The following is a 23,166-nucleotide window of genomic DNA, read 5'->3' on the forward strand; positions in this document are numbered from 1 at the left end:
GCTATCCAGAGCCAAGCCGAAGATAGTCGGAGCGACCGTCGCCGGCAAGTGGCACCCTCGCATTACCGGTCAGGACGTCCACGCCGTCACATGTTGTCTCCTTCCGTGGACGTTTTCCGCGTCGCGTCAGCGGGCGCCCTGGTGCCCCATTTCCAGCCACTGATGGAAGGCATGTCGTCACCGTGCTTCTCGATGTACTCGCGGTGCTCGATCAGCTTCGCCTGGATCGCCTGCTTGAAGTAGGCCGCACGCGCGCCGAGCTGCGGCAGCCGGTCAATGACATCACCGACGAGATGAAAGCGATCGAGCTCGTTCAGAACCACCATGTCGAACGGCGTTGTCGTCGTTCCTTCCTCCTTGTAGCCGCGAACATGCAGGTTCGCGTGGTTGGTCCTCCGGTAGGTCAGGCGGTGGATCAGCCATGGATAGCCGTGGAAGGCGAAGATGATAGGCTTGTCCCTGGTGAACAGGGCGTCGAAATCCCGATCCGACAGCCCGTGCGGATGCTCTTCCGCCGGCTGCAGCTTCATCAGGTTCACGATGTTGATGACCCGCACCTTCAATTCGGGCAGGTGCTCCCGTATCAACTGGACTGCCGCCAGCGTCTCCAGGGTCGGCACGTCACCGCAACAGGCCATCACGACATCCGGCTCGCTGCCTTTGTCATTGCTGGCCCATTCCCAGATGCCAAGCCCCATGCTGCAATGCCGAACCGCTTCGGACATGGTCAGCCATTGCGGCGCGGGTTGCTTCCCGGCGACGACCACGTTGACGTAATTGCGGCTGCGCAGGCAATGGTCGGTCACCGACAAAAGCGTGTTTGCGTCCGGGGGCAGGTAGACGCGGATCACGTCGGCCTTCTTGTTGACGACATGATCGATGAAGCCCGGATCCTGATGGCTGAAGCCGTTGTGATCCTGTCGCCAGACATGCGAACTGAGGAAGTAGTTCAGCGAGGCGATCGACCGGCGCCACGGAATCTCGTTGCACACCTTCAACCACTTCGCATGCTGGTTGAACATGGAGTCGATGATGTGAATGAAGGCTTCGTAGCAGGAGAAGAAGCCATGCCGGCCGGTCAGGAGATAGCCTTCCAGCCATCCCTGGCATTGGTGCTCGCTGAGAACCTCCATGATGCGGCCGTCCGGTGACAGATGTTCGTCCTCGGGATAGATCTCTGCCATGTAGCAACGGTCCGTCACCTCGAGCACGTCCTGCCAGCGGTTGGAATTGTTCTCGTCGGGACTGAACAGGCGGAAGTTCTGGCTTTCCATGTTCGACTTCATGACGTCACGCAGGAACTTCCCCATGACGCGGGCGGATTCCGCCGTCTTCGCTCCAGGGCTTGGAACCTCGACGGCATAGTCCCTGAAGTCCGGCAGCTTCAGGTCGCGCAGCAGCAGGCCGCCATTGGCGTGCGGGTTGTCGCTCATCCGGCTATGGCCGGCGGGCGCCAACGATGCGATCTCGGGCCGTAGCCTGCCGGAGGCTTCGAACAGTTCCTCCGGACGATAGCTCTTCATCCACTGTTCGAGAATGCGAATGTGCTCCGGCTTATCCATCTCGCCCATCGGCACCTGGTGCGATCGCCAGTAGCCCTCGCATTTCTTGCCGTCGATTTCCTTCGGGCACGTCCAGCCCTTTGGTGTGCGAAAGACGATCATCGGCCACGCCGGCCGTTTGAGGTTGCCGTTGACGCGGGCGTCGGTCCAGATCGCCTTGATTTCTGCTACGGCGGCATCGAGCGTGCTTGCCAGTTGCTGATGGACCTTGTCGGGCTCGTGTCCTTCGACGAAATACGGCCGGTAACCCATACCCTCAAAGAACTTGCGCAATTCGTCCTCGGGAATGCGGGCGAGGAAACACGGATTGGCGATCTTGTATCCATTGAGGTGCAGGATCGGCAGCACGCAGCCGTCGCGGGCCGGATTGAGGAACTTGTTGCCCTGCCAGCCGGTCGCCAGCGGGCCGGTCTCCGCTTCGCCGTCGCCGACGACGCACGCGACGATCAGGTCCGGATTGTCGAAGGCGGCGCCATAGGCGTGGCTGAGCGCGTATCCGAGTTCACCGCCCTCGTGGATGCTGCCGGGGGTTTCCGGGGCGACATGGCTGGGGATGCCGCCGGGGAAGCTGAACTGCTTGAACAGCCGCTTCATGCCCTCCGCGTCCTCACTGATATTGGGATAGAACTCGCTGTAGGTGCCTTCGAGATAGGCGTGCGCGACCAGCGACGGACCGCCATGGCCGGGGCCGATCACGTAGATCATGTCGAGCTTGTCCCGCTTGATCACCCGGTTCAGATGCACATACAGCATGTTCAGGCCAGGGGATGTCCCCCAATGTCCGAGCAGGCGCGGCTTGATGTGCTCGCGTTTGAGAGGCTCACGCAAGAGAGGATTGTCGAGCAGGTATATCTGACCGACCGACAGGTAGTTGGATGCCCGCCAGTAGGCGTCCAACAGCCGAAGCTCTTCTGCGGCAAGAGCGTTTTCTGTTCGCGTATCGGTCGTCCGTTCTTGCTTGCCCTTGTCCGTCTTGTCCGGTTCCATCGAAGCCTCCTTGCCAAGTCGGATTGCGTTCGAGAAGTTGGTTGCTATCCCGCCGGGGTGCTACTGCGCGATACGGCGACGGCGTGCCCTCCAGCGCAGGACGCTCAGGTAAAGTGCTCGACGACGCCCCGCACGCCGTAGACACTTTCCGCTACGGTACGAGCGGCCCGTTTGCATTCCGGCGACTCCACAACGCCCCAGAGATGGACGATCCCATTTTCCACGGTCACGTTGAGGCCGAGTGCTTCCAGGCCGGTGTTTTCCAGAAGCCGAACCATGACGCTTCTTTGGATGGCTTCATCTCCCGATGCGGTTTCATCCGGCCTGGCGGCTGTGATTGCGTGCAGCAGGTCCGCGCGACTGACGATCCCCACCAGGGTCCCGTCCCGCGTGACGGGGATGCGCTTGATGCCATGGCGCTGCATGAGGGTTGCGGCTTGCGAAATGGGGGCATTCTCATCGATTGTCACCGGGTCGGGCGTCATCGCGTCGCCGACCTTCCAGGAAGTACGTTTTATGTAGGCATTGGCGCGATGTTCGGCCGGTTCTGTCAACTCAGAAGCGGTCGATCCTCCGCCCAGTTCCGTTCTGCGGATCAGATCGCCTTCGCTGATGATACCCACAAGCTGCCCATCTCCGCCAACGACGGGAAGGCCGCTGACGCGATGGTCCAGCATGATCCTGGCCGCCTGCCTGATGCTGTTGTCAGGCGACACACCGACAACGGTCGACGACATGACATCCTTGACGCGCATCTCGGTTCCAGCACGAACGTTAGCGGAGCCTCACGTTAACCCTGTTGTGGGAGTTGGACAACCATTTGGGCACCGGCACGAGGGGAGGTGCTGTCCTTGAGATTCGGCGCTTGCGCCGTCAGCCAGCCGCCGCGGCTCCGTTACGGGCCGCGGCGGCTCTGTGCTGCAGATGGAGCGATCAGCCCGGGTACGACGCCTCGACGACGGCAAGCGCCGCCATGTTGACCACGCCGCGGGAGGTCACCGAAGGCGACAGGATGTGAGCTGGCATGGCGGCACCGAGCAGAATCGGACCGACGTGAAGGCCGTCCATCATCGTCTTCAGCACGCCAAGCGAGATGTTGGCGGCGTCGAGATTCGGGAACACCAGGAGGTTGGCTTCGCCGGTCAGCGTGCTGCTGGGCATAACGCGCTGGCGAAGCAATTCGGATATCGCCGAATCGCCGTGCATTTCGCCGTCGGCCTCCAGTTCCGGCGCCCTTTCACGGACAAGGTCCATGGCCTTGCGCATCTTGAAAGCGCTGACCGAATCGCGCGAGCCGAAATTGGAATGCGAAACCAGCGCCGCGCGCGGCGTGATGCCGAAGCGGCGGATCTCCTTGGCCGCCATCACCGTCATTTGCGCAACTTCCTCCGCGCTCGGCTCGAAGTTGACATAGGTGTCGGTGAAAAAGGTCGCTCCCCGCTGGGAAATCAGTAGGCTGAGGGCGGAGAAGTCGGTCACGCCCTCGCGCAGGCCGATGATCTGCCGAACGTCGCGCAGGTGCTTGGCATAGCGTCCTTCGACACCGCAGATCAGCGCGTCCGCCTCGCTACGGCGCACCGCGAGCGCGCCGATGACCGTCTGGTTCGTGCGAACGATGGTGCGGGCGGCCTCCGGGATCACGCCTAGCCGGCCGACCAGCTTGAAATAGTCGTCGACATACTCGCGGTAACGCGGATCGTCTTCGGGGTTGATGACCTCGAAATCCTGTGAGGGGCGGATGCGCAGGCCGTAACGCTTCAACCGGGCCTCGATGATCTGCGGCCGGCCGATCAGGATCGGCTGGGCGATGTTTTCCTCCATCAACACCTGGGCCGCGCGCAGCACGCGCTCGTCCTCGCCTTCGGAGAAGATCACGCGCTTCTTTTCCGCCTTTTTCGCTGCAGCGAAGATCGGCTTCATGATGAAGCCCGAGCGCCAGACGAAGCGGTTGAGCTGATCCAGATAGGCGTCGAAATCGGCGATCGGCCGGGTGGCGACACCGCTTTCGGCGGCAGCGCGCGCGACGGCCGGGGCGATGCGCAGGATGAGGCGCTGGTCGAACGGCGAGGGGATCAGGTAATTCGGGCCGAATACCGGCGTGTCGCCGGAATAGGCGCGTGCCGCCACGTCCGAGACCTCTTCGCGGGCAAGTGCGGCGATGGCCCGAACCGCCGCCATCTTCATCTCCTCGTTGATCGTGCGGGCACCGCAATCGAGGGCGCCGCGGAAGATGTAGGGGAAGCAGAGGACGTTATTGACCTGATTGGGGAAGTCGGAGCGGCCGGTGCAGATCATCGCGTCGGGCCTCGCGGCGCGGGCCTCTTCGGGCATGATCTCCGGCGTCGGGTTCGCCAGCGCCATGATCAGCGGCCTTTCGGCCATGCGCGCCAACAGCTCGGGCTTCAAGACTCCGGCCGCGGAAAGGCCGAGGAAGACATCGGCGCCGTCGATCGTCTGCGCCAGCTCGCGCTTGTCGGTCTCCTGGGCGTAGACGGCCTTCCACTGGTCCATCAGCGCTTCCCGGCCTTTGTAGACGAGGCCTTCGATGTCGTGGACCCAGATGTTCTCGCGCTTTGCGCCGAGGGTAACGAGCAGATTGAGGCAGGCGAGGGCGGCGGCTCCGGCGCCGGACGCGATGATCTTCGCCTTGGCGATGTCCTTGCCGGCGAGTTCCAGCCCGTTCATGATCGCCGCGGCGACGATGATCGCCGTACCGTGCTGGTCGTCGTGAAAGACGGGGATGTCCATCTTCTCGCGCAGCCGGTGTTCGACGTCGAAGCATTCCGGCGCCTTGATGTCCTCGAGATTGATGCCGCCGAAGGTGGGCTCCAGGGCGGAGATGACGTTGACCATCTCATCTACCGTTGCCGCGTCGATCTCGATGTCGAAGACATCGACGCCGGCGAACTTCTTGAACAGGACGGCCTTGCCCTCCATCACGGGCTTGGAGGCAAGCGGGCCGATGTTGCCGAGACCGAGAACGGCGGTGCCGTTCGAGATGACCGCGACGAGGTTGGAACGGGCGGTGTAGTCCGCTGCCGTTTCCGGATTGTCGCGGATCGCAAGGCAGGGGGCGGCGACGCCGGGCGAATAGGCGAGCGCGAGGTCACGCTGGTTGCCGAGCGGCTTGGTCGGCTGGATCTCCAGCTTGCCGGGGCGGGGATAGCGATGGAAGAACAGGGCCTGCTGGTCGATGTCGCCGCTCGTCGGCTTGGAATTTGCTTTCGATTTGTCGCCAGTGGTCATGTTTTTCCTGCCCGTTTCCATTCGCTTTTCCGGCCTTCCTTCTGGCACGGATGGGGCGCGCCGTGAAGTTGGGACCGATGCCATAAAGCCCCAATTGGCCTTACTTGCAACCACGAACCCTGCCTTTGTGAGATGACCGGCGGCGCCACCGTCAAAGGCGTGGCGGCAGTGACGACCAATGGTTGTGATGCGTCGCTGTTGATCGTATGAAAACGTCGCTTGAGCCAGGGAGGCCCCAATGGAAGCGGAGATAAACAAATCGATCGTCCAGGACTATATAGCTGCGTTCAACGCGTTCGACCTGGACAGGCTCGCGGAACTTTTCGCCCCCGACGCGTAGATCCACGGTGTGCTTGGTTTCGGCGTTCTTGCCGATGTCGTACCGATCTGGCGTGAGTTGCACGAGGGGATGAACATGCGCCTCGAAGCACTCGACCTCGCCGCGGACGGCGCCAACGTCGTGGTGCGCCTTCGCGAGACGGGTCGTTTTACCGGGACGTTCCGCGGGGTCGCTGGCCACGAACCGACCGGGCGCTCCTACGAAATCACAGCGATGGAGTGGTTTGTCATCGAGGACGGCCGCATCACATGCCGTTGGGGTGCGCGCGACAGTGCCGCCATTTCGCGCCAGGTCATCGGATAGCGTCGGCGCGAAAGAGGGAGCTGTTTTGGCGCGGCGGTTGTCATCCTGCTGATACACGAGTCTGGTTTTCACCATGCTTGGGGAGAGGTTTTCCCCGAGAGGTATTGCCGGAGTGCATGGGATGAGCGCCAACGACCCGACACCGAACGTGTGCCGTGTGAGAACGTTGTTCCTGTCGGACGTTCATCTCGGTTCGAGGGCGGCAAAGGCAGACTTTCTGCTCGACTTCCTGCGCTGCCATGAGGCGGAGACGATCGTCCTTGTCGGGGATATCGTCGATGGCTGGCGGCTGAAGCGCAGTTGGTACTGGCCGCAGAGCTGCAACGATGTGGTCCAGAAACTGTTGCGCAAGGCGCGCAAGGGGACCCGCATTATCTACATCCCCGGCAACCACGACGAATTCCTGCGCGACTTCCCCGGCGTTCACTTTGGCGGCATCGAGGTCGCACAACAGATCATCCACGAGGCGGCCGACGGCAAACGCTACCTGGTACTGCATGGTGACGAATTCGACGTCGTCGTCCGCAACGCCCGCCTGCTCGCCTATCTCGGGGACTGGGCCTATGACGCGGCGATCGGCATCAACATCGTGCTTGCCGCCGCGCGGCGGCGCCTCGGTATGCCTTATTGGTCGTTCTCGGCCTGGGCGAAGCTGCGCGTCAAGCACGCGGTGAACTTTATCGGCGCCTTCCAGCGCGTGGTGGCAGATGAGGCGCGCCGGCACGACGCCGACGGGGTGATCTGCGGGCACATTCACCATGCCGTGATCGAGGAACTGGACGGGATACGCTATATCAACACCGGCGACTGGGTGGAGAGCTGCACGGCCGTCGCCGAGCATTTCGACGGCCGCATGGAGCTGATCTCCTGGCCGTCGTCGGCTGCTCTTTCAGCCGTGACCGCTTCCATCGACGTGCCGGCTGCGAAGGCGCGAGCGCCGGAGGCCGCATAAAACCGGCATGCGCTAAAATCCCGAGACGCGCCTGTATCGGACTTTATCGGCTGAAGCGGAGAGGCGGGGACCCGCAGGGGCTGGCAGAAATCACGGATTGGCGCATCTGCCTTGGCGTGGTAATTCTGCCTATCTCTCAATTCAGGTTCCAAACATGCACGCGCCTCACGGCATGGTCGCGACCGCTGGTCCGCCGCGCCTTTTCGTTCTGCGGATCGCGATTGTCTTCTGCGCGCCGATGCTGGTGAACGGCATCGCCCTGCCGTTTTTTCCGATCTGGCTCAATACGCTGTCGATGACGGATTGGGAAATCGGCGTGGTGCTGGCCGTGCCGATGGTGGTCCGCGTCTTTACCGCACCGATTGCCGGTATGATTGCCGACCGGATCGGCGATCGGGCGAGCGTGCTTGTCTGGTCCGGAGCGATGTCGCTCGCGACTGCCATCGCGCTGCTCTTTACGGAACATTTCTGGCCTGTGCTGATCCTCTATACGCTGCAGGGGATCGTCTATGCGCCCTATCTGCCGATCACCGACGCAATTGCTCTCAGCGGCGTGCGCCGCTGGCACTTCGACTACAGCCGCATGCGGTTCTGGGGCTCGCTCGCCTTCATCGTGTCGACCATGATCGGCGGCTGGCTTGCCGGGATTTTCGGTGGTGCGATGGTGCTGCCGGCCATGACCGTGGGCTTTATCACCACGGTCATGGCCGCATTCATCGCACCGCGCATCGGCAAGCCGCGCCGGGCGTCACCGATATCGGCGCTGCCGGTTGCCCCGACCGGCTTGGCCGGCCAGATGGACGTGCAATTGATGATGCTCGGCGCGGCGTTGGTGAATGCCAGCCACGGCATGTTCTATGCCTTCTCCGCAATCCTGTGGGGCGCGGAGGGTTTCTCGGGCACTGAAATCGGCCTGCTGTTCAGCGTCGGTGTCGCCGCGGAAGTGCTGTTCTTCATCGTTTCTGCCCGGCTGCGCCGCCCCGTCAGTCTCTGGACGATGATTGTCTTCGGCAGCGCGGTCGCGATGTTCCGGTGGGTCGCCTTCCCCCATGATCTGGGGTTCTTCGGCTATTTCGCATTGCAGAGCCTGCACGCCTTCACCTTCGCCGCCATTCATGTCGGCGTGCAGGGGCGGATCATCGAACGGCTCGCCGAGGAGAAGGAAGCCTCCACGCAGGGGCTGTACTTCTTCTACAACGGCATCTTCATGGCCCTGACGACGTTCCTGTCCGGCTATCTCTTCGCCTGGTACGGCATCGACGGCTTCTACGCGATGTCCGTGGTCGCGGCTCTCGGACTGGTGCTGGTGCTTCTGGCCCGCAGCATTCAGCCCCAGAGAATGGAATCTGGCGGGAACACCAGCGAACCCTCGTAGCGAAGTCCGGGCTCCCGGTCGCGCGCAAGAAGAAGCGGGCCGTCCAGGTCGACGAAATCTGCGCCCTGCGCCAGCAGGACCGCGGGGGCCATGGCGAGCGACGAGCCGACCATGCAGCCCACCATGACCTGTAGCCCGAGACGGGCCGCCTCGGCGCGCAGGTCGAGCGCTTCCGTCAGGCCGCCGGCCTTGTCGAGCTTGATGTTGATGGCGTCATAGCGATCGGTCAGCGCGGCGAGATCAGTCGCCAGATGCACGCTTTCGTCCGCGCAGACGGGAACGACCCGCTCCACCTGCGCCAGCGCCTCGTCCCGGCCGGCCGGAAGCGGCTGCTCGATCAGCGAGATCCCGGCCTCGGCACAGATGGCGAGGTGATAGGCCAGTGTCTCTGCGGTCCAGCCCTCGTTGGCGTCGAGAATGATGCGGGATTTCGGAGCGGAGGCACGAACGGCGCGAATGCGTGTCGCGTCGTCCGGGGTTCCGACCTTTACCTTCAGCAGGGCGCGATCCGCGTGGCGGGCGGTCTGGGCGGCCATGACCTCCGGTTCGCCGAGCGAGATCGTATAGGCGGTGGTGAGCGGCTGCGGCGGCGTGGCGTTGATCGTGGACGACACGGGCGTCCCGGAGAGCTTGGCCTCGAGATCCCACAATGCGCAATCGACGGCGTTGCGAGCGGCACCGGCCCGCATGATCCGGCGTAGTTCGTCGCGCGAGGCGCCGGCTTCAACAGCCGCCGTCGCGGCGGCGATCTCCGCCAGAACGCTGTCGAGCGATTCGCCGTAGCGCGCATAGGGCACGCATTCGCCCCAGCCGGTATGACCGTCTGCGGTGATTCGGCAGGTGACGACGGCCGCCTCGGTCTTGGTTCCGCGCGAAATCGTGAAGCCGCCGGCGATCGGAAAGGTTTCTGTGGCTGAGGTAAGGGTTCGGCGCATGTCTTCTTTGGCTCCCGTTCGAATTTTTCAGGCGGTGCAACGATCCGATAAGGCTTCTTTCGGTGACAGATCAAGGCCGAGCCGATATGAGTCGCAATCGACGGTTCGTATTATTTTTCATCTGCATCGTCGGGAAGAAGCAAGAGCATTGAATTCCGCCACCATCCCATCACCGGAGATTGCGATCACCGGCCGTCCGCAAGAGGGCGGTGAGATCTGGCGGCTTTCCGGAGCGTGGCGTGCGCAATCGGCAGATGCCGCCAAGCGCAAGCTGGATGCACTCGATCACGGCAGGGGCCCGCTCGAAATCGATCTCAGCGCGATCGAGGGGATGGACACCGCCGGCGCCTGGCTAATCCGCCAGGCCATGACCGGACGGCAGCAGGCCGGGGCAGACGTTCGCGTCACCGACCCGAACGGCCGCTTTCTGGATCTCATCGAAGCGCTGCCCGCGGAGCTGCCCGAGCCCACCTCCGACGATGGACCCAGGCAAGCACTGCATATGCGCCTATTGACGGCGATCGGCCGGAATGTCGTCGAGATCTGGGGCGATGTGGTTGCCGCGATGTTCATCCTCGGCTCGGCGGTTCGCGGCGCGCAGCTCAAGCTCGGCCGCCACAGCGGCGTCTCGCCGGCGGCGATCATCAACCAGATCGACCACATGGGCGTGCGGGCCGTCCCGATCATCACATTGATGTCCTTCCTCATAGGCGCGATCATCGCCCAGCAGGGGGCATTCCAGCTGCGATACTTCGGCGCCGAGGTGTTCGTGGTGGATCTGGTGGGAATCCTGCAGCTGCGCGAGATCGGCGTCCTTCTGACCGCCATCATGATCGCCGGCCGTTCGGGAAGCGCGATCACGGCCGAAATCGGCTCGATGAAGATGCGCGAGGAAATCGATGCACTGAAGGTCATGGGCCTTTCACCGATCGGCGTCCTCGTATTTCCGCGGCTCGTGGCGCTGACCGTTGCGCTGCCGCTCCTGACGATCATCGCCAACTTCGCGGCGCTGTTCGGGGCTGCCGTCGTGGCCAACGCCTATTCCGGCATAACCTATGACACCTTCCTGTCGCGGCTGAGAGAAGCGGTCGACCTGTCGACGGTCGTGTCGGGCATGATCAAGGCGCCGTTCATGGCGCTCGTCATCGGCATCGTCGCGTCCGTGGAAGGGCTGAAGGTGGGCGGAAGCGCCGAATCGCTCGGGCTGCGGGTCACGACATCCGTGGTGAAGTCGATCTTCGTCGTGATCCTCATGGACGGACTGTTCGCCATGTTCTATGCGGCGATCGACTTTTGATGGACGGGCTGGGCGTGGACAAGCAAGCTGCAAGCACGCGGGAGGAGGTTGTGCTCTCGGTCAAGGACCTGACCGTGGGGTTTGGCGATCATCTCGTTCTCGACCGGCTGAACCTGGACATCTACCGCGGCGAGATCCTCGGCTTCGTCGGCGCGTCAGGCTCGGGCAAATCGGTGCTGATGCGCACGGTGCTGCGCCTCCTGCCGCGCCGCGCCGGCACGATCCATATCCTCGGCGCCGACTATGACCGGACGAGCGAAGAAGAGCGAATGGCGCTCGACATGCGGCTCGGCGTGCTCTTCCAGCACGGCGCACTCTTCTCCTCGCTGACGGTGCGCGAAAACATCCAGGTGCCGATGCGGGAATATCTCGACCTGCCGCAATCGATGATGGACGACCTGGCCCGGCTGAAGATCGAGCTGGTCGGATTGGCACCGGAGGCTGCCGACAAATTCCCTTCGGAACTGTCCGGCGGCATGATCAAGCGTGCGGCCCTGGCGCGCGCGCTCGCCCTCGACCCGGACCTGGTGTTCCTCGATGAGCCGACCTCCGGTCTCGACCCGATCGGGGCGGCGGAATTCGACGAGCTGATCGCCAAGTTGCGGGACACGCTGGGCCTGACGGTCTATATGGTAACGCACGACCTCGACAGCCTCTTTTCGGTCTGCGACCGGATCGCGGTCCTGGGGCAGAAGAAAGTGCTGGTCGAGGGAACGATCGAGGACATGCTGGCCTGTGACGATGCATGGGTGAAAGCCTATTTTCAGGGCAAGCGCGCGCGTTCGATCGTCAGGACCTGATCGAATGCCGCCGGCTGGACGTCGCCAGCCGGGTGGGGTTGAATTGATGCTGACAGACGGGAAGCGATTCCCAGAACGTCGACTAAAGCATGTCTCCCGAAAGTGGGAACCGGTTTCGGGATAAAGACATGCGACAGAACAGGGACCAAAAGCGTGGCAAGCGAATCTGAAAGATCGCGACGCGCTTTAGAGGCGCCGATGGCGCGTTTCGGGCGAATGCGGGTGCACTGAGAGAGATATGGAAACAAAGGCCAACTACGCGATCGTCGGTTTCTTCACCTTGCTGGTGATCGCGGCCGCTTTCGGTTTCGTCTACTGGATGTCGCAGTATGGTCGCAGCGGCGAGATGGCGCCGCTCGCCATCCGCATCCCGGGTTCGGCCAACGGTCTCAGCGTCGGCTCGCCGGTGCGCTTCAACGGCATTCCGGTCGGGACGGTGCGCAACCTTGCGATCGATTCCGACGACCCGCGCTACTCCGTCGCCCTGACGGAGGTCTCCACCGAGGCGCCGGTAAAGCAGTCGACCTCGGCCGTGCTCGAAGTCCAGGGTCTGACGGGTGCAGCCTACATCGAGCTTTCTGGCGGCAGGACGGAAGACAAGAACATTCTGAAACTCGCCCTCGAGACCGACGGAACCGCCGTTCTCGTTGCCGAACAGTCGAGTGTGACCAACCTGCTTGCGACTGCCGACAAGATTCTCAAGCGTGCCGATGACGCCATCTCCGACATCCAGGGCTTTGTCGCCGATGCGCGCGGACCACTGACCGCGACCATTCGGAACGCGGAGAAGTTCTCCGATGCACTGACGCGCAACTCGGACAACATCGACAAGTTCCTGCAGAGTGTCGGCGGGCTCTCCGATACCTTCACCGGTTTGTCCGGCCGTCTCGATGCAACGATGGCTTCCATTGATTCGCTGCTGAAGGCGGTGGACGCGAAGAAGATCGACCGTGTCGTTTCGAATGTCGACAAGGTGACGTCGGACCTGGCGGCGGCATCGGGCGATGTGAAGGGCACCGTCGAAAGCTTCAAGCGGGCAGCTGAAACCTTCGACAGTGTCGGCAAGAACGCGACCGCGACCCTGGACAAGGTCGACAAGCTCATTGCGGCCGTCGATACGCAGAAGGTCGAGCTCACGATCAACGACATCAACGCGGCGAGCGCCGACGCGCGCCAGGCGATTGCCTCCATCAAGGGGGTCGCCGACAAGCTCGGCGCGCGCAAGGACGACATCGACCAGACCGTCACCGATTTCCGGCAGATGGCGAGCAAGCTGAATGCGGCCTCGAGCCGCGTCGACGGTGTCCTCGCCAAACTCGACGAGTTCCTCGGCAAGGGCGATTCCGAATCGCTGTTTGCAGAGGCGAAGTCCACGCTCCAGTCGTTCAAGCAGGCCGCCGACACGCTCAACGCCCGCATCGGTCCCATCGCCGACAACCTGCAGCGCTTCTCCGGCGGTGGCTTGCGGGATGTCGAGGCGCTCGTCGGCGAGACGCGGCAGGCGGTCCAGAGCCTGCAGGGCACCATTTCCAGCTTCGACAAGAACCCGAGCCGGCTTCTGTTCGGCGGCGAAACGGTGAAGACCTACGACGGCCGGGCCCGCCGCTAAAGCATGTCTCGCGAAAGTGGCAACCGGTTTCGGGACATAGACATGCGAGAACAAGGACCCAAAGCGTGGCAAGCGAATCTGAAAGATCGCGACGCGCTTTGGCGGCTTCCCCTGTGGCCGCAACTCCACAACCATTGAAGCGATTGGCTTTTCCGTGCCTTCTGCTCTCGGTCGGCGGTGACAGTCCGCCGGGCCGCTGCTACAGATTGCATGTTGGAGAGATTCGCACAGCATGACGGTATTGGGGATGACGCGGCAGGGACACGGATGGGCGACGAAGGTCGCGGTTTTGGCCGTTTCCGCAGCCGTACTTGCATCGTGCGGCGGCGCCAAGGCGGTGAACGATACCTTCAACCTGACATCCGTACCCACGGTGGAAGGACCATCTGCGCGCAGTCGCCAGATTCTCGTGCCCGAACCCTCCGCGCTGAAGGCGCTTGGCAGCGATCAGGTGGTGGTGCGGCCGACATCGTCCGAAGTCCAATATCTCGCCAAGGCGCAATGGAGCGACAGCCTGCCGAAACTGGTGCAGGCGAAGCTGATCCAGGCATTCGAGACAACCGGCAGGGTCGGCGGCGTCGGTAAACCGGGCGAGGGGCTGGCAATCGACTATCAGGTCGTGACCACGCTGCGCGCCTTCGAAGTGCGGACCAACGGCCCGGCAACCGCCGTGGTGGAGATCTTCGCCAAGATCGTCAACGACCGCAACGGCACGGTCAGGGCGCAGCAGGTCTTCCGCGCCACCGCGCCCGTTTCCGGCGCGGGCGGCCCCGCCTTCGTGGCAGGCCTCGATGCGGCCTTTGCCCGGGTCACCGCCGATATCGTCGCCTGGACGCTGAAGTCGATTTGACGGCACTGCCGTTCAGGTGACGGCTTCCCCGCTCCGACGGCATCTCGTCGGATGCACCCGGTTTCGCTCCCGCAGCCTATCGAGCCCAAAAGCATGGGGCACCGCTTCTTCGGGGCGTATCCTGGCGGCCCACCTTGGGTCGCCGACCTTACTCCTGCAAGGCGCCAGCACTGTTCCCGGCCAAGCAATGACTCTGTACAGTGGCCGAACGTGCGCTCGACCGTCCCACCCCGGAGGCTCCCTATGGCCGAGGTCTTGTTGTTCCACCACGCCCAGGGGCTGACGCCGGGTGTGCGAGCGTTTGCCGACGACTTGCGGGCCGTTGGCCACATAGTGCATACGCCGGACCTGTTCGACGGACGCACGTTCCAGAGTATCGATGAGGGGCTCGTTTATATCGGCGAGATGGGATTCGATGCCATGCGGGAGCGCGGTGTCCGCGTCGCTGACGAACTGCCTTCCGAGCTCGTCTATGCCGGGTTCTCCTTCGGGGTGCTGCCGGCGCAGAAGCTGGCACAGACACGGCCCGGCGCCCGCGGAGCCCTGCTCTTCCACTCTTGCCTGCCGATCAGCGGCGAGTGGGCCTTTGGACCCTGGCCAGACGGCGTTGCCGTCCAGATTCACGGCATGGACAACGACCCGATCTTCGTCGGCGAGGGCGACATTGATGCCGCCCGCGAGATCGTCGAGAAGGTCGAGGACGCTGAGCTTTTCCTCTACCCGGGCGATCAGCACTACTTTGCCGACAGTTCGCTCCCGTCCTATGACGCGGATGCGGCCGTGCTGCTCGCCAGTCGAGTGCGCGCGTTTCTGGCTCGCGTTTGATCCATGCCGTGTCCCGGCCTGGGCGCAGCACCCTTTCGGGGAGATATGCAGGTAGCGTATCGCTACGTCGAAATCGACGCGCTATCATCGCTATGCTGACCCTTTGGCGCCACGAAAGCCGGCAGGCCGGTCGTGCCGCTGGGGGTCCGCGTTACCCTCGCTTTATCCGCCGCAAATGAAAACGGCCGCTTACGCGGCCGTTCTCAATTCCTTTTTTCCGTCGCCTCAGTTGAAGCGGCCAGCCGCGTGGGCAAGCATCGTATAGACCTTGCCGGTGTCCGACGTCAGGTAGGACTGGGTGAGCACCTTGTCGCGGTCATTGCGGGCAACGTCGGCCAGGAGCTTTTCGAAGTCGCCGATGTAGCGGTCGACAGCGGTCCGGAATTCCGGTTCGCGATCGTACTTGCGCTTGATCTCGTCGAAGGTCTGCTGGCCCTTCAGCGTGTACAGGCGCCGGGTGAAGACGTCCCGCTCGCCGCGCTGGTAACGTCGCCACAGATCGACGGATGCGTCATGATCGATTGCCCGGGCGATATCCACCGACAGCGAATTCAGCGATTCGACCACGTGGTGCGGATTGCGGGCATCTGCCGTGCGCTGCGGCTGGTTCTCGGTCTTCGGCGGTTGGCCGAACTGCTGCTCCTCGCGGGAAGCGCCGCGCAGGAGGTCGCGCATCCAGCCGCCGCCTTCACCCTGACGGGCGGACTCTGTGACCTGGGTAGCCTGAGGAGCCTCGCGGACGCTCGGCGCCGGTGCCGCTGCCGGCGTCGACGCACGTTCGAGACCGAGGGTACCGCGCAGGGCCGGGGTGCTCTCTTCCTGCCGCGGCGGGGCGACCGGCTGGGAGACCTGCTGGATCGCCTGGGCGACGGTCTGGGCGGCGGTCGGACGATAGTCCACCGGTCGCGAGACTTCGAGGTTCTGGGCGGACTTGCCGATGATGTCGGACAGGTCCTGCAGCGCCTTGATCTGCTCGGAGACCGCGCGGCGCATGCTGGCGGCACTCTCCTTGGCCTCTTCCGGGAGGTCGAAGGCGCCGCGCTTCAGTTCCGTGCGGGTCTGGTCGAGTTCGCGGCGGATATCGGAGGCGGCGCGGCGGATTTCGTCGGTCGCACCCGAGAACTTGCCGAGCGCGTCGTCGACCGCCTGGCGCAGCGTTTCACCCATCTTCTGGGTGGCGGCATCGGACTTCTGGCCGGTCTCTGAGACAAGGCGATCCACGTCGGAAAGCGTTGCACCGATGCTGCCGCGCAGCCGGTTGGCGACGTCGCGGGCGCGCTCCTCGGCGTTGGCGAATGCGCCCTCGACGGCACGGCCCGCGTCCTCGCTCGCCTTGGCAAGCGCGTCGCGCAGGGTGGCCGATGCGGCCTGTGCACGCTCCTCGGTTTCACCCAGCAACTGGCCGACATCGGTGAAGGATGCCTGGATGCCGCTGCGCAGGTTGGCCGCAACCTGGCCTGAGCGCTGCTCGGCGCGGCTGAAGGCGCCTTCCACCATGCCCTCGAGCGAGCGCATCGTGTTTTCGATATCTTCCGAACGCTGGACCAGGCCGACGGCAAGCACGCGCAGGGCGTCCTGGCGTTCCTCGAGCGTGCTGACCAGATTGGACTGAGCGGCGCCCAGAAGATCGGTGGCCTGGGAGAGCAGCTTCGAGTGATCTTCGAAGCGGCCGACGATACCGCCGATCTGTGACAGCGTGCCGTTCGAAATGTCCGAAAGCCGATCGATCTTGCCCTCGAGCAGGCGCGATGCTGTCGAGACCACGTCGGCGGACGAGGAGAAGCGCTCGCTCGACGCCGTCAGCTGCTCGTCCACCTTGGCGAGGTTCGTCGTCGCCTCGCTGACGAGTGCCGCGATGGCGTTGTTGCTGCCGGAGAGGCGATCGATCAGGCCGAGGACGCTGCCCTGAAGGCTGGATTCGACCTGATTGAGCGCCTGCGCCGCCTCCTGGGTGCGGGCCGTGATCGCGCCGAGCGTATCGTTGGTGCGGGCGGAGATCGCCTCCAGCAGAGCCGCATTCTCGGTGCGCATCCGATCGGCATTCATCTGGGCCGACGCGGTGATCTGTTCGGCCGCCTCGCGTCCGGTCGCGGCATACTGCTCGATGATCGGCTTGGCCTGTTCGTCGATGATGCGGGACAGTTCGGCCGAACGGCCTGCGAGCATCGAGTTCAGTTCGCGTGTGCGTTCGTCGAGCGTCGCACGGATCGAGGAGCCACGTGCTTCCAGCGCGTTGTCGATGTCGGAAAGACCGGTGCGGATCGACTGGCTGTGGCCCTCCAGGCGCCCCTCAACCTCGGCGAAGCGGCTGGCGGCTGCGGCGGTCGTATCCTCGACGGAGCGGGTAAACGCCTCGCTGCGTGCGGCAAGGTTCTCGGAAAACGCTTCGCCGGTCTTGGCGATCGCATCCGTGGCGCGCTGCGCTTCGGCTCCCATGTCCTGGGCGGCGCGCGATACCGCGCCGCGAAGGGTGCTGCTGAGGCTTGCGAATTCTTCGCCGGTCTTGGCGAGCGACTGCGCCGAGCGGACGGCTTCGGCGTCCATGTCCTGGGCAGCCTGCGTGACGGCTTCACGCAGGGTCTGCGCCAGGCCTGCGGCCTTGCCGTCGATCGTCCGGTTGACGTTTTCCAGCCCGATCGTCAGCGCCTTGTCCATCGTGGCGAGGCGTTCGCCGATCCGGTCCGTCCGCTCGTCGATCGTGCCGGCGATGCGGCTTGCCGCTTCCTCGGTCACGCGATCGATCTCGGATGCGCGGCCGGCCAGCGTATCGGAGATGCGCCGGGTGACGCTCTCGCTCGCATCCTCGAGCGTGCCGACGCTGGTGCTGACGGCCAGGCCAATCGCGTCCGACGAGGCGTTTGCCGCCCGTTCAAGGTGATCAATGCTGCTTGTCACCGCGGCAGTGACGCTTTCCGAGGCATCGGCAGCAGCCCGCTCCAGATCGCCAAGCCGGTCAGAAAACGTCTCGACAATGCGGTTGCCGGCGGAGTCGACGAGGCCGGAGAGTTGTTCGACACCGTGCTGGATGCGGTTCTCAAGCGCGCCGAGGTTGCCTTCGATCCGGCTTCCGGTGCCGTCCAGGCGGGTGGCGACGCTGTTAAGGGTAACATCCATGCGGTTGCTGAAGGCTTCGGCAACCTGGGCGATCTCGTCGGAATTGCTGCTGAGGCGGTCGGCAACTGCGCTGGCGCTGTCGCGCAGCCGCTTGTCGAGGGCCGTCGCGCTGCCATCGATGGCACGGCGCAGGCTTTCCTCCTGCTGCTCGAGGGTCATTTCGAGCATGCCGGCGCTGGTGGCAATGGTGGTTCCAATTGCTGTCACCTGGTCGGAAAGGGTCTCCGACAGCTGTTGCTGGCCCTCGTTGATCGCAACGTTGATGGCGGTGATGCGGTCGTCCAGCGTCGAGCGGATCTGGTCATGCGTGGAGACCAGGGAGCCTGCAAGCGCCGTCGCCCGTTCGGACAGCGTGCCAGCGATTTCGGCGGCACGACCGGAGAAGGCATCGGCGAATTCCGCCACCTGGCCGGAGAGAACGCCGCCGATCTGTTCCGTGCCCTCGCTGAGAACGGTCTCGACGCGGTTCGCAGCCTGATGGATCGCTGCCTTCATCGCATCGGTGTTGTTGCCGAGAGCGGTGGTGAGCGTCTCCGTCCGCTTCGACAGGACGCCGTCCATCTCCTCCGCCGCGCCCGAGAGCGCGGTCTCGATCCGATTGGCAGCGGAACCCACCGATGTTTCCAGCGCGCCGCTCGTCTCGTTCAGCATCGAGGACAGCGAGGCAGTCCGTTCGGACAGTGCGTTGTCGATACGGTTGTGGCTTGCCGCGATCGACGAGGTGAATTCGTCGGCCCGGCCGGCGAGCGTCTCGTCCATGCGCGTCTGTGCCATGTCGAGAACGGTGACGAAGCCGAGGGTGCGGGACTCGAGCGCGTTGGTGAGGCGCTCCTCGCTGGCCGTCATGGCGCCGACGAGATGCTCGGCATGGGTGCCAACGCTACGCTCCAGCCGCTCCTGAACCTGGGTAAGGTTTCCAAGCAGGGTCCCGGAACGCTCGTCGAGAGCGGACTGCATCTTTTCCTGTGCGTCGCCGAGGGTCGTCTGCATCCGGTCCTGTGCAGCCTTCATCACGTCGCGCATCTTCCCGTGCGCACCGTCCACGGAGGCGCGAATAGATTCGGCGTGGCCGGTCACGGCGCTTTCAAAGACTTCCTGACCGGTTCCAAGCGTTGTGGCCAGCGCAAACGACTGGTCGGTCAGCGTTGAGGCAAGGCGGTCGATGCTGCTGCCGAGAACACCCTCGATCGCGTCGCTGCCGCCGCTGATCGTCTCGTTCAGGCGGCCCAGGCTCTCCATCAGCTTCGTGTCGAGCGAGCCGGCACGCTGGTCGAAGGCCTCGGCAAAGTCGGCCAAGCGCTGATCAAAGGCGCCGGCAACATGCCCGATGGTCGCCTGCATTTTTTCATCGAAGAAGCCGGAACGCAGATCGAGATCCATGATCGTGTCGTCGGCGGCGTTCTTCAGGCTTTGCCGGAATTGCGCACCCTTTTCGTCGAGCGTCGCATTCATCGTCTGGATCACGTCGTCGAGACCGCTAACGACGGCCTGCTGGCCGATCGTCAGGCTGTCGTTGATTTCACGGGTCCGGGCGATGAGGGTTTCGTTGAGCTGGCGCGCGCGCTCGTTCAGCGCCGCATTCAGCTTCTCGGTGTTCGCGTCGAGCGAGGAGGCGCGGGTCTCAAATTGCTTGAGCAGCGCCTGGCCCTGCCTTTCCATCGCGGCGGTAAGCCCCTCCAACCGGCTGTCGAACTCGTTGGCAAGCGCGAAACCGGAAGAGTTCAGCGTCGAGAGCAGGGAATCCGTACGGGCGGCAAGCATCGAACCGATCGTCTGCGTCGCGCTGTCGGACTTCTCCATGAGCATCGCAGAGCGCGTATCGATCATCGAGGCAAAGGCTTCCCCGGACGTGGCCATCCGTGCTGCGATGTCCTCGCTCGCGCTTTCGAGGTCGCGACGCAGTTGCTCGTTGGCGCCGGAGATCGTGGTGCGGATCCGCTCGGAGTGGTTGACGATCGCTTCACGCTCGGCGCCGAGTTCCTGCACGAGCGTGCGAACGCGAATTTCATTGTCGGCGTAGCTGCGTTCGAGCGCGTTGACCTCGGAGTGGACGAGCGTCTCCAACTCGGTGGCGCGCGCAATCGTGCGCTCAATACCCTCGTTCATTGCCGACACTTCGCGCCGCACGGCCTGTCCCACGGACATGATGCGTTCGGCGGCAACCGTTTCCGGCTCCGAGAGGCGAAGGGCGACCTCCGCCATCGAGCGGGCGGCGTTGCGCAGTTCCTGGGCGCGCGAGATCATCGTCGCAAAAGCGAAGAACAGCATGATCGGCATGACGATCGCGACGAACATGCCAATGGCGCCCGGAAGCGCGACGAGATCGGCGACCGAGCGGATCTCCCAGATCTTCGGCGCATAAAGCAGGTTGGCCACGCCGAGGCAGCCGACGACCCACAACGCGGAGATGACAGTCGCCATGCGGATGGCGGACCGCCCGGAACGCACCTCGATCGAGCGCAGGATCGCAGCCGGGGTCTTGCGCGAGGCGTCGTTCGCCGGCGTGAAGGCCGGGCTCTTCGGCGCCGGTTCCGGCGCGGCACTCTTTCGGTCGTACTTTTCCGCCATCTCAGGCTGCGCGGCGGCGCGTGGTGCAGTCCTGGTGGTCTCGGCCGTAGGGGCGGCGTCCTTCGCCGGGTTTGCTGGAGTCGCCGGTGCGAGGTCGTCGAAATCGATCTTCAGCGCTTCTTCCAGGGCCTGGAAAGCGGTGTCGTCAATCGACTCGTTGGTTTTCTTCGTCGCCATGCGAATACGCCTCGTTACTCTTGTACGGAAAAGATCCCGGGTTCTTGCCGCCTGCACAAGGACCGTATCTTTCTTTCCGATCGTGGCGGGCGCAACGCAGGGACTTTTCGTCAATGCTGCGATGGCGGGTCGCCACTTCTTACTCCAAACATGCTGGATAGTTCCAAATCCGCAAGGCAGACACCTTCCGAATCCGGTTATCCACCGGGACTGTCTCGCCTTTTCGGCTGAACCCGACCCTAATCGTATCGTAGTGACACATTAGCGTGTTCCACACAATTGACAGGTAGGCCGGCCGACAACGTTCCTAACAGAAAGTTAACGGCAAAATTGGGCCTATCATAGCGGAAAGACAGGGTATTCGCACATATTCGGCGTCGTTAACCATAGTTGGCGAAACCGCGCGCCGATCGGGCCCTCCCTTAACCCGGATTGCTTAGCCGTGGCCTCAGAGTACGTCCCCAGGCATGCGGCCCGCGTACCGGTCGTCTCCTCGGCGGGCTGTCGCTCGCATTTGCGGTCTGGCGCAAGTTTGATCCATGACGATAGACGCCTGAACAGACGGTGCAACCAGAGGGCAGCAAATGGTCCATCCCGATCCCCAGTCCGACGCTGGTCAACTCGCCTGGGGCTGCCGATGAGACAGGTGCTCGATCTGGAACATCTCGGCCGGCAGACGATGGGCGACAAGGCGGTTGAGCGAGAGGTCCTGCTGCTCTTTTCGGGACAGGCGCGCCGATGCGACGAAGAAATTGGAGAGGCGGACGAGGCCGGCCGTAAAGCGATAGCCCATCGCCTGCAAGGGGCCGCTTGCAGCATCGGCGCCTTCGCGGTTGCTGGGGCCGGGCAGGCGCTGGAAGACAATCCGGCCAGCGAGGAGCATATGGCCGCGTTTCGCGCTGCCCTGGCGGAGGTGGAAGACGTCATTCGGAGGCTCTGCGCCTGACCCACCGCGACGTCGCTGCTTCGTTGCACGGTTGACGCAACCGGAACGACGGATGCCGCTGCGAGAGCTGGAGTGGGGGCATGCGGCCGGGCGATGTTGACTGGCGTTTGGAATTGTTGGAAGTAACCGGCAACCCGTGGCGTCCCTAGCGGGGAGTTGCAGGCGCTACTGCCTGCATTCAACGCCAGACTGAACAATCAATCCGGAATTTTGTGATGACCAAGCTTACTATCGTCTCATTCGATGGCACGTCCCACGAGTTGGAGGTTGCCAATGGCTCGACCGTGATGGAGAACGCCGTGCGCAACTCGATCCCGGGGATCGAGGCCGAATGCGGCGGCGCCTGCGCCTGCGCCACCTGTCACGTCTATGTCGACGAGGCCTGGACTGCGGCGGTCGGGGCCCCGGAGGCGATGGAAGAAGACATGCTCGACTTTGCCTACGAAGTCCGTCCGACGTCCCGGCTGAGCTGTCAGATCAAAATGTCCGATGCCCTCGACGGCCTCGTCGTGCACGTGCCGGAGCGGCAAGGCTGACATTGTCCTGGCACGCGGCCGGGTAGGGTGGAGATATGTCGGATAGCCGGAATGCCGATGTTCTGATTGTCGGGGCTGGGCCGGCCGCCCTCTTTGCGATCTTTCAGTTGGGCTTGTACGGTCTGCGCTGCCACGTGATCGATGGGCTCGGTCAGCCGGGCGGACAGTGCGCCGTATTGTACCCCGACAAGCCGATCTATGATGTTCCCGGCTTTCCCGAAATCGATGGCGGCGAGCTCTGTGAGCGACTGATGCGCCAGGCTGCCCCCTTCGAGCCCCGTTTCACCTATGGTCGGACCGCCGTCGACCTCGCCCGGGATCCGGGTGGCAAATGGCTCGCGCAGTTGGACGATGGTTCGCATGTGCGGGCCGATCATGTGGTGATCGCGAGCGGAATCGGGCTCTTCAACGCGCCGCCGGTCGGAGGCGTGGCCGACGCGGAACTCGAGCCGGGACCGGCGGCGGCTTGGCCGCTTGAGCGCAGCCGCGGCGGCATTGTCGTCGATCCCGCAACATTCGAGACGTCGGAGCCCGGGCTGTTTGCGATCGGTGATGCGTGCGACTATCCCGGAAAGCTGCGCCTCATTCTCTCCGCCTTCCACGAGGCAGCCCTCGCCACCCAGGGAATTCGACGTCGGATCGCAGGGGGCAAGGCGGCGTCGGTCGAGTACACGACCGCCTCGAGGCGCATTCGGGAAAAACTCGGGCAATCATGACGGCAGTTACGGCGGCGTGCCAAGAGCT

Annotated in this window: 16 protein-coding genes; 11 read left to right on the plus strand and 5 right to left on the minus strand. The window is 63.7% G+C overall.

All coding sequences use genetic code 11. The features are described 5' to 3' along the window. Nucleotides 1–86 precede the first annotated feature (86 nt). From AC1DDS_RS19800 to AC1DDS_RS19810, 3 genes are all read right to left on the minus strand, one after another. Nucleotides 87–2,549, minus strand: coding sequence for a phosphoketolase family protein (locus tag AC1DDS_RS19800; RefSeq protein ID WP_477480423.1), 2,463 nt, complete (start codon nt 2,547–2,549; stop codon nt 87–89). A gap of 104 nt (nt 2,550–2,653) precedes the next feature. Next, entirely contained in the window at nt 2,654–3,304 is a 651-nt protein-coding gene (locus AC1DDS_RS19805; RefSeq protein ID WP_477480424.1) for a CBS domain-containing protein, read from the minus strand. A gap of 178 nt (nt 3,305–3,482) precedes the next feature. Continuing rightward, nucleotides 3,483–5,795 (minus strand): NADP-dependent malic enzyme, encoded by a 2,313-nt coding sequence (locus tag AC1DDS_RS19810; protein WP_477480425.1) that lies wholly within the window; start codon nt 5,793–5,795, stop codon nt 3,483–3,485. 349 nt (nt 5,796–6,144) lie between these two features. Here AC1DDS_RS19810 and AC1DDS_RS19815 point away from each other — a divergent pair, with 349 nt between their 5' ends. From AC1DDS_RS19815 to AC1DDS_RS19825, 3 genes are all read left to right on the plus strand, one after another. Continuing rightward, complete coding sequence (locus tag AC1DDS_RS19815) at nt 6,145–6,438, plus strand: ester cyclase (protein ID WP_477480426.1); 294 nt, start codon at nt 6,145–6,147, stop codon at nt 6,436–6,438. 121 nt (nt 6,439–6,559) lie between these two features. Further along, nucleotides 6,560–7,390, plus strand: a complete 831-nt coding sequence (locus tag AC1DDS_RS19820) for a UDP-2,3-diacylglucosamine diphosphatase (protein WP_477480427.1) — start codon at nt 6,560–6,562, stop codon at nt 7,388–7,390. A 154-nt stretch (nt 7,391–7,544) separates the two neighbouring features. Next, nucleotides 7,545–8,765, plus strand: a complete 1,221-nt coding sequence (locus AC1DDS_RS19825; RefSeq protein ID WP_477480428.1) for an MFS transporter — start codon at nt 7,545–7,547, stop codon at nt 8,763–8,765. On the opposite strand, the gene dgcA is transcribed toward AC1DDS_RS19825, so the two are convergent. Next, a complete protein-coding gene (gene dgcA / locus AC1DDS_RS19830) occupies nt 8,717–9,700 on the minus strand; it encodes an N-acetyl-D-Glu racemase DgcA (RefSeq protein WP_477480429.1) in 984 nt (327 codons plus the stop codon). The two genes, AC1DDS_RS19825 and dgcA, sit on opposite strands and share 49 nt — an antisense overlap. A gap of 148 nt (nt 9,701–9,848) precedes the next feature. Between dgcA and AC1DDS_RS19835 the strand changes: the two genes are divergently transcribed. The 5 genes from AC1DDS_RS19835 to AC1DDS_RS19855 all read left to right on the plus strand — a co-directional run bounded on the left by AC1DDS_RS19835 (nt 9,849) and on the right by AC1DDS_RS19855 (nt 15,081). Beyond that, nucleotides 9,849–10,997, plus strand: a complete 1,149-nt coding sequence (locus AC1DDS_RS19835) for an MlaE family lipid ABC transporter permease subunit (RefSeq protein ID WP_477480430.1) — start codon at nt 9,849–9,851, stop codon at nt 10,995–10,997. A gap of 14 nt (nt 10,998–11,011) precedes the next feature. Beyond that, nucleotides 11,012–11,797: an ABC transporter ATP-binding protein gene (locus AC1DDS_RS19840; RefSeq protein ID WP_477480431.1), complete on the plus strand. Its 786-nt coding sequence runs from the start codon at nt 11,012–11,014 to the stop codon at nt 11,795–11,797. Between the two features lie 238 nt (nt 11,798–12,035). Continuing rightward, nucleotides 12,036–13,406, plus strand: coding sequence for an MlaD family protein (locus tag AC1DDS_RS19845; RefSeq protein WP_477480432.1), 1,371 nt, complete (start codon nt 12,036–12,038; stop codon nt 13,404–13,406). A gap of 247 nt (nt 13,407–13,653) precedes the next feature. Next, a complete protein-coding gene (locus AC1DDS_RS19850) occupies nt 13,654–14,256 on the plus strand; it encodes an ABC-type transport auxiliary lipoprotein family protein (protein WP_477480569.1) in 603 nt (200 codons plus the stop codon). A 243-nt stretch (nt 14,257–14,499) separates the two neighbouring features. Continuing rightward, entirely contained in the window at nt 14,500–15,081 is a 582-nt protein-coding gene (locus AC1DDS_RS19855; RefSeq protein ID WP_477480433.1) for a dienelactone hydrolase family protein, read from the plus strand. A gap of 225 nt (nt 15,082–15,306) precedes the next feature. On the opposite strand, the gene AC1DDS_RS19860 is transcribed toward AC1DDS_RS19855, so the two are convergent. Then, nucleotides 15,307–20,940, minus strand: coding sequence for an apolipoprotein A-IV repeat region-like domain-containing protein (locus AC1DDS_RS19860; RefSeq protein WP_477480434.1), 5,634 nt, complete (start codon nt 20,938–20,940; stop codon nt 15,307–15,309). A 679-nt stretch (nt 20,941–21,619) separates the two neighbouring features. Here AC1DDS_RS19860 and AC1DDS_RS19865 point away from each other — a divergent pair. The 3 genes from AC1DDS_RS19865 to AC1DDS_RS19875 all read left to right on the plus strand — a co-directional run bounded on the left by AC1DDS_RS19865 (nt 21,620) and on the right by AC1DDS_RS19875 (nt 23,138). Continuing rightward, entirely contained in the window at nt 21,620–21,886 is a 267-nt protein-coding gene (locus AC1DDS_RS19865) for an Hpt domain-containing protein (protein WP_477480570.1), read from the plus strand. A 215-nt stretch (nt 21,887–22,101) separates the two neighbouring features. Further along, a complete protein-coding gene (locus tag AC1DDS_RS19870) occupies nt 22,102–22,422 on the plus strand; it encodes a 2Fe-2S iron-sulfur cluster-binding protein (protein ID WP_310420764.1) in 321 nt (106 codons plus the stop codon). A gap of 35 nt (nt 22,423–22,457) precedes the next feature. Then, nucleotides 22,458–23,138 carry an NAD(P)/FAD-dependent oxidoreductase gene (locus tag AC1DDS_RS19875; RefSeq protein WP_477480435.1) on the plus strand — a complete coding sequence of 227 codons (681 nt, stop codon included), beginning with the start codon at nt 22,458–22,460 and terminating at the stop codon, nt 23,136–23,138. Nucleotides 23,139–23,166 lie beyond the last annotated feature (28 nt).

The organism is Mycoplana sp. 10N416, assembly GCF_056394765.1.